This is a genomic window from Streptomyces griseorubiginosus (assembly GCF_036345115.1).
Classification (GTDB): domain Bacteria; phylum Actinomycetota; class Actinomycetes; order Streptomycetales; family Streptomycetaceae; genus Streptomyces; species Streptomyces griseorubiginosus_C.
The window spans coordinates 5308017-5320385 of sequence record NZ_CP107766.1; the positions used below are offsets into that span (position 1 = coordinate 5308017).

11 protein-coding genes are annotated in these 12369 nt (G+C 72.3%); 6 read left to right on the forward strand and 5 right to left on the reverse strand.

The genetic code is table 11. The features are described from left to right. Positions 1-8 precede the first annotated feature (8 nt). Positions 9-671, reverse strand: coding sequence for a bifunctional DNA primase/polymerase (locus OHN19_RS24055; protein ID WP_330266164.1), 663 nt, complete (start codon positions 669-671; stop codon positions 9-11). A gap of 306 nt (positions 672-977) precedes the next feature. Here OHN19_RS24055 and OHN19_RS24060 point away from each other — a divergent pair, with 306 nt between their 5' ends. Together OHN19_RS24060 and OHN19_RS24065 are read left to right on the forward strand one after the other, a co-directional pair. Continuing rightward, positions 978-2363 (forward strand): transcriptional regulator, encoded by a 1386-nt coding sequence (locus OHN19_RS24060; protein WP_330266165.1) that lies wholly within the window; start codon positions 978-980, stop codon positions 2361-2363. 183 nt (positions 2364-2546) lie between these two features. Further along, the gene (locus OHN19_RS24065) at positions 2547-4373 is read left to right on the forward strand and encodes a hypothetical protein (protein ID WP_330266166.1); all 1827 of its coding nucleotides are present in this window, start codon (positions 2547-2549) and stop codon (positions 4371-4373) included. A 54-nt stretch (positions 4374-4427) separates the two neighbouring features. On the opposite strand, the gene OHN19_RS24070 is transcribed toward OHN19_RS24065, so the two are convergent. Further along, positions 4428-5780, reverse strand: a complete 1353-nt coding sequence (locus OHN19_RS24070) for an ABC transporter substrate-binding protein (protein WP_330266167.1) — start codon at positions 5778-5780, stop codon at positions 4428-4430. 117 nt (positions 5781-5897) lie between these two features. On the opposite strand from OHN19_RS24070, the gene OHN19_RS24075 reads away from it, so the two are divergent. After that, positions 5898-6398, forward strand: a complete 501-nt coding sequence (locus tag OHN19_RS24075) for an SCO4402 family protein (RefSeq protein WP_123761481.1) — start codon at positions 5898-5900, stop codon at positions 6396-6398. A gap of 46 nt (positions 6399-6444) precedes the next feature. Next, positions 6445-7326: a formyltetrahydrofolate deformylase gene (purU, locus tag OHN19_RS24080; protein WP_330266168.1), complete on the forward strand. Its 882-nt coding sequence runs from the start codon at positions 6445-6447 to the stop codon at positions 7324-7326. A gap of 165 nt (positions 7327-7491) precedes the next feature. Here purU and OHN19_RS24085 read toward each other — a convergent pair whose 3' ends face one another. After that, positions 7492-8895: an MDMPI N domain containing protein gene (locus OHN19_RS24085; RefSeq protein WP_330266169.1), complete on the reverse strand. Its 1404-nt coding sequence runs from the start codon at positions 8893-8895 to the stop codon at positions 7492-7494. Then, complete coding sequence (locus OHN19_RS24090; protein WP_330266170.1) at positions 8892-9482, reverse strand: sigma factor; 591 nt, start codon at positions 9480-9482, stop codon at positions 8892-8894. The genes OHN19_RS24085 and OHN19_RS24090 overlap by 4 nt, the downstream gene beginning before the upstream one ends. Before the next feature lie 313 nt (positions 9483-9795). Here OHN19_RS24090 and OHN19_RS24095 point away from each other — a divergent pair, with 313 nt between their 5' ends. Both OHN19_RS24095 and OHN19_RS24100 read left to right on the forward strand, forming a co-directional pair. Beyond that, positions 9796-10176 carry an STAS domain-containing protein gene (locus tag OHN19_RS24095; RefSeq protein ID WP_330266171.1) on the forward strand — a complete coding sequence of 127 codons (381 nt, stop codon included), beginning with the start codon at positions 9796-9798 and terminating at the stop codon, positions 10174-10176. Between the two features lie 139 nt (positions 10177-10315). Then, positions 10316-10828 carry an EF-hand domain-containing protein gene (locus OHN19_RS24100; protein WP_330266172.1) on the forward strand — a complete coding sequence of 171 codons (513 nt, stop codon included), beginning with the start codon at positions 10316-10318 and terminating at the stop codon, positions 10826-10828. 11 nt (positions 10829-10839) lie between these two features. On the opposite strand, the gene OHN19_RS24105 is transcribed toward OHN19_RS24100, so the two are convergent. Beyond that, the gene (locus OHN19_RS24105; RefSeq protein ID WP_330266173.1) at positions 10840-12342 is read right to left on the reverse strand and encodes a class I adenylate-forming enzyme family protein; all 1503 of its coding nucleotides are present in this window, start codon (positions 12340-12342) and stop codon (positions 10840-10842) included. Positions 12343-12369 lie beyond the last annotated feature (27 nt).

The window sequence follows — 12369 nt, forward strand, 5'->3', positions numbered from 1 at the left end:
GGTGTGTCTCACCTGTCCCGACCGCACGCGTAGGCGAGCGGCGAGATCAACTCCTCCGCGTCCGGCAGCCAGCGGTTGGCAGGCGTCGGACGACAGGCCCACTGCACGGCCCCGGACGACCCGAACCGAGTAGGCGGCGCCGCAACGTACGCCCCCTCCCCGAGCGCGACCAGATCAAGGGACGACGGTGCCCAGCCGAGCTTCCGCACCAGATCCGGCACCTTCACCGACGCGCCCGGCAGCACGAAGAACTGCATCCGGCGATCCGGCGTCAACGTCACCGGCCCCAGCGTCAACTCCATCCGCTCCATGCGGGCGAGCGCCAGGAACCCCGCGGTCTCCGGGACGGAGATCGCGTCGAAGGTCCGGCCGGTGGGCAGCAGGATCGACGCCGTCGGCTGCTTCTGCCACATCCGGCGCGCGACGGTCGCACTGCCCGTGGCCTGCGTCGCCCAGTCCTCCCGAGAGGGATGCGCCCCCGGCGCGGCGCACGCGGTGTCACCGCAGGAGCACCGCTGCACCCCGTCGACGGCTTCCAGCCAGGTCCCGGGGAAGACGTCCCAGTGGCGCTCCTCGGCGTATCGTACGGCTGTCTCCAGCAGCGATTCCCCGCGCTGCTTCGGAATCTGAGCGGCCTCGGGGCCCGCGATCGTCTCTTCCACGCTCAACACAACTCCCGCGCCCACCTCGGGTTACGGCTGTAGCGCGCGCGGGGGAGGAGCATTGATTCGGCATCTGGGGCGCATGGATGCACGTGTGGGGGCGCGCGGGAGGAACCGGGGCGTGAGCTGGGTAGCCACGAGAGGGGCAGGCTTCTGCCTTTACCCCGGCAATCCTCGCATGCCTCGCATTTTAGCTGTCTCTGCGGGGCATTGATCTTCACGGCCGGATCTTTTCGTTCACACCGACGAGGTCCGGGAGTGGAAGACACGTCAACTCGGTGCGTGGGCAGGCACCGCAGCCACAGGGGGTACGCCATGGCCGCAAGGCCACTCGTCGCGCGACAGCCGAACGAACGGCTGCAAGCGCTCATCCAGGAGGCGGGGTGCTCGAACGCCGGGCTCGCCCGCCGGGTCAACATGTGCGGCGCCGAGCACGGCCTCGACCTGCGCTACGACAAGACGTCCGTGGCCCGTTGGCTACGGGGACAGCAGCCCCGGGGCAGGGCACCCGCGATCATCGCGGAGGCGCTCGGGCGCAAGCTCGGCCGGACGGTCACGATCGACGAGATCGGCATGGCCAACGGCAAGAACCTCGCCTCCGGGGTCGGCCTCCAGTTCTCGCCGACGGTACTGGGCGCCATCGAGCAGGTGTGTGAGCTGTGGCGCAGTGACGTGGGCCGCCGGGACTTCCTGTCCGGCTCCTCGGTCGCCGCGTCCGCGCTGGTCGAGCCCAGCCGGGACTGGCTGATCTCCTCGCCCGACTCACAGGTGGCACGCCAGGCGGGCCCGCGCGTGGGCCAGTCCGACGTGGCGGCCGTGCGCGCGATGACCCAGGCACTGGTCGACCTCGACCACCAGTACGGCAGCGGGCATGTGCGCCCGGTCGTCGTGCACTACCTCAACAGCGTGGTCTCCGGGCTGCTCGCGGGGTCGTACCGGGAGGCCGTCGGGCGGGATCTGTTCGCCGCGGTGGCCCGACTGACCGAGCTCGCCGGGTACATGGCGATCGACACCGGGCAACCGGGCCTGGCCCAGCGGTACTACATCCAGGCGCTGCGGCTCGCGCAGGCGGCCGGCGACCGCGGGTACGGCGGCTATGTGCTCGCCGCGTCCATGAGCCATCTCGCCGCGCAACTCGGGAACCCGCGCGAGATCGCCCAGTTGGCGCGGGCGGCGCAGGAAGGGGCGCGGGGCCGGGTGACTCCGCGCGCGGAGGCGATGTTCCACGCGGCGGAGGCCCGCGGGCACGCGCTCATGGGCGACGCGCGGGCCGCCCAGGCGGCGTCCGGGCGGGCCGTGAGCGCGCTGGAGGCGGCGGATCCCTCGTCCGGCGACGACCCGGCGTGGATCGCGCACTTCGACGAGGCCTATCTGGCCGACGAGTTGGCGCACTGCCACCGTGACCTCGGCCAGGCCGACGCGGCGGCGCGCTGCGCGCAGGAGTCCCTGGACGGGCTCCCGGAGAACAAGGCGCGCCGCAGGGCGATCGGTTACGTGCTGCTCGCCACCGCGCAGGTGCAGCAGCGCGAGATCGAGCAGGCCTGCAACACCGGCCTCAAGGCGGTGGAGTTGCTGGAGACGGTCCGCTCCAACCGGGGCGCGGAGTACCTCGACGACTTCCAGCAGCGCCTGGAGCCGTTCCGGGACGAGGCCGTGGTCAGGGAGTTCGGGGCCCGGCTCGACCTTCAGGCGGCCGCGTAAGGGAGGACGTGGACAAGGGGGGTATACAGCGGTCGCGAGCCCGGAACTGTCACGAGGTCTCCCGGGATCTGTTACCGCCGTCACAGGGGCGCAGGTCGCGGCCTGTGCTACGTGGCACCGGGCTCGGAGGACCCGGTAGCGTGAGCCGACGATTCCGAAGTTCCCCCATAAGTAGGAGTCCCGGTGACGCAGAGTGGACAGGGCGAGCAGCCCTCGGCGCGCGAAGCGCGCGAAGGCATCGTGCTGCCCTCCGACGGCGGGGAACCCCTGCTGCCGGGACAGACGGGCGGCTACGGCACCCCGCAACCCGGTTACGGCACCCCGCCGCAGGGCGGCTACGGCGCACCGCAACAGGGCGGGTACGGGGGCTCCGCGCGGAACGAGTACGGCGGCTCCGCGCAGGCGGACCCGTCCGGTCCGGCGCCCGACGCGGCGTACGGCAGGCCGTCCGGCGGCCCGGCGTACGCCCAGCCGCCCGGCGGCCAGGCCTGGGGCACCCCGTGGGGCCCCGACCAGCAGCAGAGCCAGGCCCAGCCGCCGGCCCAGGACTGGTCGCAGCCGACCGCCCAGACCTGGGGCACCCCGCAACAGCCCGGCGGCATACCGCAGTCCCAGCCGCTGCCCCCGCAGCAGTCCGCGCCGGGCTACGACACCGACGAGCCGACCTCCTACTACCTTCCGCCGGTCGGCCAGCCCCTCCCGTCGGCGCCCGCAGCGCAGTCCCAGCCGCTGCCTCCGCAGCAGGGCCAGGTAGCGCCCTACGAGGCTCCCGGCGCCGCTCCCGCGCCGCAGCAGCCCGCCCAGCCCGCGCCCGGCTACGACACCGACGAGCCGACGTCCTACTACCTCCCGCCCGTCGGCCAGCCCCTCCCCTCGGCCTCCGGCACGCCCGCCTCCGCGCCGCTGCCGCCCGCCGACGAGGGCGCCACGCAGTTCATCCCGCCGGTGCAGGCCGCCGCTCACGAGGGCGCCACCCAGTACCTCCCGCCCGTCCGCCCCGGCGCCCTCCCGCCCGAGGCGGGGCACTTCCCGGGGCAGGCCCCGCAGCACCCGCAGGCCTCGTACGGCGCGCAGGCCCCCGGTGCCGGTCCGCTCCCGCCCACCGCGCCGACCGGTCCCGACGCCGAGGCCACCCAGTTCATCGCGCCCGTGCCCGGTCAGGCCCCCGGTGGTGACCGGCAGCCGCCCTCCGACTTCGACAACCTCTTCCGCGGTCAGGGCACGGACGCCGGTGCCGCGTCCACCCAGCAGATGCCGCGCTTCGACCGGCCCGAGGCCGCGCCCCCCGCCTACGGGGGCCCGCAGCCGTCGTACGGCGCCCAGCAGCCGCCGTACGTCCCGCCGGGCGGCGACGGCTACGACGACGGCGGCCGGGGCGGCCGTGGACGGTCGCGGGTGCCGGTCATCGCCGCCGTGGGCATCGGCATCGTCGTGCTCGGCATCGGCGCGGGCGCACTGCTCGCCGGGGGCGGAGGCGGCGACGGGGGCGACAAGAACCAGACCGTGTCGGCGACGGCCCCGGCGACTGACGGGTCCTCCGCGCCGGCCGCGGACCCGGCCAAGGCACAGGCCGTCGAGCTGGACAAGCTGCTCGCCGACAGCGGCAACAGCCGGTCCTCGGTGATCAACGCGGTCGCCGACGTGAAGTCCTGCAAGAACCTTCCGCAGGCCGCCCAGGACCTGCGGGCGGCGGCGAGTCAGCGCACCGGACTGGTGACCCGGCTCCAGGGCGTCTCGGTCGACCGGTTGCCGAACCACGCCGAACTGACCGACGCCCTCACCAAGGCCTGGCAGGCGTCCGCGTCCGCCGACAACCACTACGCGGCCTGGGCCGACCAGGCGGCCGGCAAGAAGGGCTGCAAGAAGGGCCAGGCCCGCACCACGCCCCAGACCGCGGCCGGCAACCGGGACAGTGGCACCGCCAGCACCGAGAAGGCCAGGGCGGCCCGGCTGTGGAACGCCATCGCGAAGAAGTACAGCCTGACGGAGCGCTCGGCGACCCAGCTGTGAGGCGACGGGCGGGGGCGCCTTCCGCACCCCCGCCCGCCGGTCGCTTCGGTCGCCTCAGTCGATGTCGGCGTGCTGGAGGGTCTGCGTCACGTCGGTGAAGCCCTTGCGGGCCGCGACCAGCTGGCCCTGGCGGACCACCTGCAGGGTCACGTTGGCGTTGACCATGCGCGGGAAGCCCACGGAGGCGAGGTGGTTCGTGGAGCTCCAGGTGTCCCGGGGCCATTCCAGGGTCGGCGTCAGCCCGCCGGTCGGGATCTTGAGGCCGTCGTTGAGGACGCCCCGCACGCTGTCGGCGGTCACCTCACCGCCGCCGAGCGACTCGACGGCCTTCCTGAACACCGTGTAGGCGATCCAGGTGGTCTGCACGCCCGCGTCCGCCGAGTCGATGCGGTTGTCGCCGAAGGCCTCCTTGCTGATGACCTTCTTCATCGCGGCCCAGCGGGCGTCGCTCTCCACCGGGTACCAGCCCGTGATGTACGACCCCTCGTAGGGCCCCGAGGCCCCGCCGGACGCGTCGATCTCCGTCTGGTCGACGCTGCCCATCGCCACGGCCGTGCGCACCCGCGGGTACTCGGCGCGGGCCCGCCGGAAGGAGTCCATGAAGGTGCTGGTCCGGTCGCCGAGCGCGGGCACCACGCACCCCTCCTTCACCGGACGGGTCCCCGAGCCGCCCGAGACCGCGGTGCCGGACGTCGCGCCGTCGAGCGCCTTCGTGGACTGCGCCGAGTACTCGTTGGCGTCGTCCGCCGCCCGCACGTCGCTCGCGGCCCGGTGCCCGCCGCTGGTCAGCCCGGAGTCCAGCAGCACGGGCAGCTCGTCGCCCGCGATGGTGTCGGGCCGTACGAGGGTGACGTTGCCGCAGTCCCCGGCGAGCTCCTTCCCGAGACCGGCCAGCAGGGTGGGCTGGCCGCCGTTGACGGGGTAGGAGAGCGGGCTGGTGAACTCGGCGTTGGTGACGCCGTAGCCGCCGATGTAGGGGATGCCCGCGCCCTCCAGGGGCGGGAAGAAGGAGTCGCCGTACTGGCTGTAGGAGCCGACGACCGCGACGACGTTCTCCTTGACCGCGCGCCGGGCGCACTTCGCCGCGGACACGCCGTCGTTGTTCTCGTTGCAGGTCAGGACGGTGAGCTTGCGGCCGTTGATGCCGCCCGAGGCGTTGACCCAGCGGGCGTAGGCCTGCGCGAAGGCGGGCATGCCGGGCTTGTTGGTCGCCTCGGTGCCCGAGGGGGCCCAGGTCATGACCTTGATCGGGTCGTCCCCGGAACCCCCCGTGGTGCCGGGGACGACCCCGCAACCGGTGGCGAGTGCGGCACACACCGCCACCGCCCCCGCCGCGAGGGCGATGGGTCCGACGGGCCGGTGGTGCCGGGGGAGGAAGGTGCTGCGGATGCGTCGCCTACCGGTCATGGACCCACACGCTTCCGTCACACTCCCAACTCGGGAGTGACCCTCGGTCAACGAACGGTGACGTAAAGGTGAACAGCGGGGGCCTGTGGGGCGGGTTCGGGCGAGAACGTACGATCGGTGACCGTGCAAGGTTCGGAGAACTCTTCCCGTCGCGGCCGTCGCTCCTCCACCATGGGCGGCATGCCACTGAACGACATGCCGTGGTGGCGCTGGCGCAGCAATGTGCGCTCCGCGCTGCACATGCTCTCCGACCCCGCGTTCCAGCAGAACGTCTGGCTGACCGGCGTCGAGGGGTACGGGGACGTCACCGACGCCGTGTACCGCCTCGTCGAGGACACCTGGCTCGACAACTGGTCCGCCGAGAAGTACGTCGGCACGATCTTCCGGGACTCCCAGGAGGCGGCCCTCGTCGACACCGCCGTCCTGCGCGTGCTGCGGATCATGCACCAGGTCGGTCCGGACGCCCCCGTCTCCGTGTACATGGAGAACCCGGGGTGGCCGGACGCGGTGCGGGCGGCGCGGGACGCGCACGTGCGGATGGCGATGGCCGACGGGGAGGACCCGGACGCACCGCCGCGCACGCTCCAGGTGCTCCAGATCATGACCCGGTCCGCGTGACGGACGCGGTGTCTGCCGGACCGGCGGATATGCGACCCTGTCCAGCATGAACGCGCAGTCCACCCGAGCCGAGGCCCCGGCCGAGCAGTACGTCCTGACCCTGTCCTGCCCCGACAAGCAGGGCATCGTGCACGCCGTGTCGAGCTACCTCTTCATGACCGGCTGCAACATCGAGGACAGCCAGCAGTTCGGCGACCACGACACGGGACTGTTCTTCATGCGCGTCCACTTCTCGGCGGAGGCGCCGGTGACCGTGGACAAGCTGCGCGCGTCCTTCGCGGCGATCGGTGACTCCTTCCACATGGACTGGCAGATCAACCGGGCCGAGGACAAGATGCGGGTCGTGCTCATGGTCAGCAAGTTCGGGCACTGCCTGAACGACCTGCTGTTCCGCGCGCGCATCGGAGCCCTGCCGGTCGAGATCGCCGCCGTGGTCTCCAACCACACCGATTTCGCCGAGCTCGTGGGGTCGTACGACATTCCCTTCCACCACATTCCGGTGACGCGGGAGAACAAGGCCGAGGCGGAGGCGCGGCTGCTCGAGCTGGTGCGGGAGCAGGACGTCGAGCTGGTCGTGCTCGCCCGGTACATGCAGGTCCTGTCGGACGACCTGTGCAAGCAGCTGAGCGGCCGGATCATCAACATCCACCACTCGTTCCTGCCGAGCTTCAAGGGTGCGAAGCCGTATCACCAGGCTCATGCGCGGGGTGTGAAGCTGATCGGGGCGACGGCGCACTATGTGACCGCCGACCTCGACGAGGGGCCGATCATCGAGCAGGAGGTCGAGCGGGTCGGTCACGACGTGACGCCGGACCAGCTGGTGGCGATCGGGCGGGACGTGGAGTGCCAGGCGCTGGCGCGGGCCGTCAAGTGGCATGCGGAGCGGCGGATTCTGCTGAACGGGCGGCGGACGGTCGTGTTCGCCTAGGAGCTCGGGGCCGGCTGTCGTGGCGCGGCTGCGGGTGGTTCGTGGTTGCTCGCGCAGTTCCCCGCGCTCCTGAAGGCACGTCCACTGCACGTACTCGAGGGGCGCGGGGAACTGCGCGACCAGCCCCCACTCACCCGCAGCCGCCGACGAAACCGCAACCGGCCCCTACATGCGGCTCAAGCTCGCCGCCGCGAACAGGACGTCCCTGATCGCCTCACGGTCACCCCGTTGCCCCGCCGCCGCCTCCGCCGGAGGCACATGTCCCGCGGCCAGCTGGCAGAACTCCACGCCGTCCAGGGCGACATGGGCCACCTCGTGCTCCGCCGAACCCACCGCCGCGGGGGAGTCGAGCGGGATCAGCCACTCTCCGCCGCCATGGCCCTCGATCTCCAGCCGCAGGGTGCGGCCGGGATCCCCCGCCGGGACCAGGTGCCGCCCGGGGCCAGGTGACGCCAGGCCCTTCCGGCGCCGTTCCGCCAGGACCGCCGGCAGCATCCGCACCCCCAGGTCGATCATCTTGTTGAGGTGGCGGGGGGACGGGGGTTCGTACGGGTAGTCGACCGCCTCCGCGATGTCCTCCGCGTGCACCCAGCACTCGAAGGCGCGGTCCAGCATCGCGTCGTGGAGGGGGAGTTCGAAGTCGCCGTAGGGCACGGTGAGTCCGCCGGAGGTGCCGCCGGTGAAGGACACCGTGCGCACGAGGTCGTGGCTCTGCTCGCGCCAGGGGGTGCGCACGGAACGGGTCGGCGGGAAGTGCGACGCGCGCCAGTACGCCTCGGTGCGGCCGGCCGGGGTGGGCGCGGCCGCGGGGACCTCGCCCATGGGGTCGTCCAGGCCCAGAGCGACCGCCACGAGGCCGTCGACCGACAGCAGGTGGGCTATGACCCCGGCGACCGTCGTACGGCGGCTCGTGGCCTCGTCGGCGTCGAACCAGCGCAGCCGCACCGGGGCGTGCCACTCGGCGTCGCCGAAGTCCTGGAGCAGGGCGTCGAGACGGGCGGTCTCGGCGTCGTACGGCGTGGCCCACTTCGGGATCGGGATGCGCGGCGGGCGGCGGTCGAGGCAGCCGTCGAGGACGCGGGTGCGCAGACCGGGGTCCAGGTCGAGGCTCTCCGGGCGCTGGAGCAGCCCGACGGCCCCGCGCAGCCGCAGTGCCTCCTCGGCGCAGGTGCCGCAGTCGCCGAGGTGGTCCTCAACGGCGGCCGTCTCCTCCGCCGAACACGCGGCCAGCGCCCAGGCCCCGAGCAGTGACTTCAGCACCTGGTGCTCCAGCACGAGGGGTGCGGGCCGGGGCAGTTCGTCCAGCTCGGGCAGCGGGCGACCGGTGTCCTCGACGGAGGCGCGGGGCAGCGGTATGCGGGGTGGCTGGTCGGGTCGGTCGCAGGAGCCGTCGCCGCCGTCCGTGCCGTCGCCGGAGCCGTCTCCGGTGGCTCCGCTGAGCTCGTGGTCCTCGTGCTTCTCGTGCTCTTCCGGGCGGCCGCGGGACGTGCTGCGCTCCTCGGCCGCGTCGCCGGAGCCGTCCTCGGGTCCCTCGCCGTGTTCGTCGTACGCCTCGAAACGGTCGCTCACGCCGCGCCTCCGTATCCCGGCGGCGCCCCCGGCGCTCCGGAGTCGTGGGCGGTCGACAGGAGTTGGAGGCCCAGGCGGAGGCGGCGGCGGGCCTCGTCCTCGGTGATGCTGAGGTCGGCGGCGGCCTGGCGGTAGTCGCGGCGCTGGAAGTAGGCCAGCTCCAGGGCGGCCCGCAGCGGGGTGGGCATGGCCTGGACGATGTAGTCGGCGCGGGCGGCGACGGAGGCGCGGTGCACCTTGCGCTCCAGCTCCTCGGTGTCGGCGACCGCGCCCTCACCGCCCTGGGTGAGCGCGGCGGTCTCGGTGGCGCGCAGCCGCTGCACGGCCAGGCGGTGGGTCAGTCCGGCGACCCAGGAGCGCAGCGGGCCCTGTTTGGGGTCGTAGGTCTCGGGGTGCTCCCAGACGTGGGCGAAGACGTCCCGGGTGATGCCGTCGGCGGCGCGCTCGTCTTCGAGCACGCGGTGGGCGAGACCGTGCACAAGCGAAGCAAAACGGTCGTAGAGCTCGCCGAGGGCGGCCGCCTCACCGCGTGCGAGCCGCTGCTGCATCTTGCGGTCCCAGCGGGGCGGTGCGTCCTTCTTTGCCATACGGCCCCCTCACCCTGGAAGTGTCCGAGTCAAGCCTGAGCCCACCGTCTCCTCGAATGTAGTCGGCACCCCCGACGGCGCACGCCCCTTTGTTCCAATGCGCGCCCCCCGAGGGGCCGTGAGTGGTAGTGGACCTTGCCTACCCCTTCGCTCTCTGATCAGACCCGATCGAACAGGATCGAAGCCGACTAAAACAAGCCTCTTTCGAACGATTTCCGTTTCTCGGTCTGTGTTTCAGGGAACGGCCGCTGGGCAGCCGCGCTCCAAGGAAGCGTAGGGAAGGCTTCCGGTTGCTTACCGGCGAATGAAGGGCATGGTGGTGGCGTTCAAGGTGACCGGCGACGAGCAGGCCGACTGGGCCGTGCTCCGGGTGTCGGGCGAGCTGGACCTGGTGACCTCACCGGTGCTCCGCCAGCACGTCCACGACGTGGTGGCCGAGGGCCGTCACCGTCTCGTCCTCGATCTGTCCGAGGTGTACTTCTGCGACTCCAGCGGTGTCGGCGTGCTCATCGCCTCCCGCCGGCTGATCCGCTCCTGCCAGGGCGAACTGCGCCTGATACTGCCGGCCCAGGGCGCCGCCGACGGGTCCCACGTCAACCGCGTCCTCGGGGCACTGGGGGTCCGCCGGCTGTTCGAGGTCCATCCGGACTTGGACTCGGCGACCGACGAGGAGGCGGGACCACTGTCCGCATAGGCCCCGCCTCTGCCACACCGTTGTCCCGAAATTCCCCCGGTCCTGGTACAAGCGTCGCCTTCCGGCCCCCGGCGTGCCGCGCGCGTCGTACGCTCCGTGCGAGATGCACCCGATGTGATGTGAGGCGGTCCGAAGAGACATGGTCAGCAGCGAGTACGAGCGCCGGATCGCCGGCCGGTTCGTCACCTTCGACCAGGACGGCAACGGCTACATCGACCGCGAGGACTTCAACGTGGCGGCCAAGGCGCTGCTCACGGAGTTCGGCGCCACGGCACGCTCCGACAAGGGGCAGGCGCTGTACGCCGGCGCGGAGGCGTTCTGGCAGGGCATGGCCGGGATCGCGGACCGGGACGGCGACCAGCGGATCACCCGGGACGAGTTCGTGAACGGCGCCGTCAAGCGGCTGCGCGACAACCCGGACCGGTTCGCCGAGATCGCCCGCCCCTTCCTGCACGCGGCGATCGACGTGGCCGACCAGGACGGCGACGGCCGCGCCACCGTCGAGGACACCGCGCGCGTGCTCAGGATCCTGGGCGTCGCCGAGGAACTCGCGCACACGGTCGCCGCCGGTCTGGACGGCGACGGCGACGGCAAGGTCGGCGAGGCCGAGATCGTGCCCGCCTTCGCGCGCTACTTCACGGTCCCCGAGTAGCGCCCGCTACCTCACCGGCCCCCGAAGCGCTCCCTGAGCTTGTACTTCAGGACCTTGCGCAGGGTCTCGTTGCGCGGCAGGGCGTCCACCACCTCCAGCTGCTCCGGAAGCTTGTGCGTCGACAGCCCTTCCGCGCGCAGATAGTCGGCTACGGCGTCCAGGGTCAACTCCGCGGCCCCCTCGGGCTGTTCCACCACGGCACACACGCGCTCCCCCCGCTCGGCGTCCGGCAGTCCGATCACCGCCACGTCCCCGACGGCCGGATGCGCGGCCAGCAGGTCCTCGATCTCCTTCGCCGAGATGTTCTCGCCCTTGCGGATGATCACGTCCTTGAGCCGTCCGGTGAGCACCAGATGGCCGCTTGCCGTCAGGAACCCCAGGTCCCCGGTGCGCAGATAGCCCTCCGCGTCGAAGGCCTCCGCGGTCTGCGCCGGATCCAGGTACCCCTGGCACACCGCCTCCCCCTTCAGCCGCACCTCCCCGTCCACGATCCGCACGGACATCCCCTCCGGTGGCCGCCCCTCGGTCGTCGCCAGGTTCTCCACCGTGTCGTCGGGCGCCCCCATGGTGATCATCGGCACCTCGGTCATGCCGTACCCGTGGGTGAGCTGCACCCCCAACTCCCGTACGACCGCGTGGTAGACCTCAGGCGGCTTGGGCGCCCCGCCCCCGGCGAGCAGGCGCAGCGTGGGGATGATCCGCTCCTCCGGCCGCTTGCGCTGCTCGGTGAGGAACATCGAGTAGAACGCCGTCGAACCGCCCGCCACCGTCACCCCGTGCCTGCGGTACCCCTCCAGTGCGTCCGGCAGCGCGAACTGCTCGAACATCACCGCCGGGAAGCCGTACAGCAGCAGCATCACGGTGTAGTCCGGGCCCGCGATGTGCGCGTACGGGAAGGCCATCGAGCCCACGTCGTCCGCGGTCAGACGCAGTGCGTGCGCGAGGCAGGAGCCGCCCGCGATCAGCGAACGGTCCGTGTGCAGCACGCCCTTGGGGTCGGAGGTGGTCCCCGAGGTCCAGTAGATCCAGCGGACCGAGGTGCCGTCGGCGGGCGGCGCGGGCAGGACGGCCGGATCGCCGTCCGGGAGGTCGTCGTACGCCTCGAAGATGCCCTTGGCGCCGAGCCGCCGGGCCATCTCCGTGTGGTCGTAGCCGCGCCAGACGCCCGGCACCGCGAAGAACTCCGCCTTCGACTCCCGGAGGGCGAAGCCGACTTCGCGGTCCCGGTAGAAGGGGATGACCGGCGACTGCACGGCGCCCAGGCGGGCGAGGGCGAAGGAGAGCAGGGCCGTCTCGATCCGGGTGGGCAGCTGCCAGGCGACCACCGTGCCGGGGCGCACGCCCATGTCGTACAGGCCGGCCGCCACCCGCTCGGCCCGCGTGCGCAGTTCGCCGAAGGTGAGCGCGCGGTCGTCCTGGAGGAGGACCGGGCGGTCGGGGGTCAGGCCGGCGCGGCGGGCGACCAGCTCCCACAGCGTGCGGGACGCGCTGAGCGCGTGGGCGGTGTCGGTCACGGCGGCCCCCTCCAAGGAACTGACGGA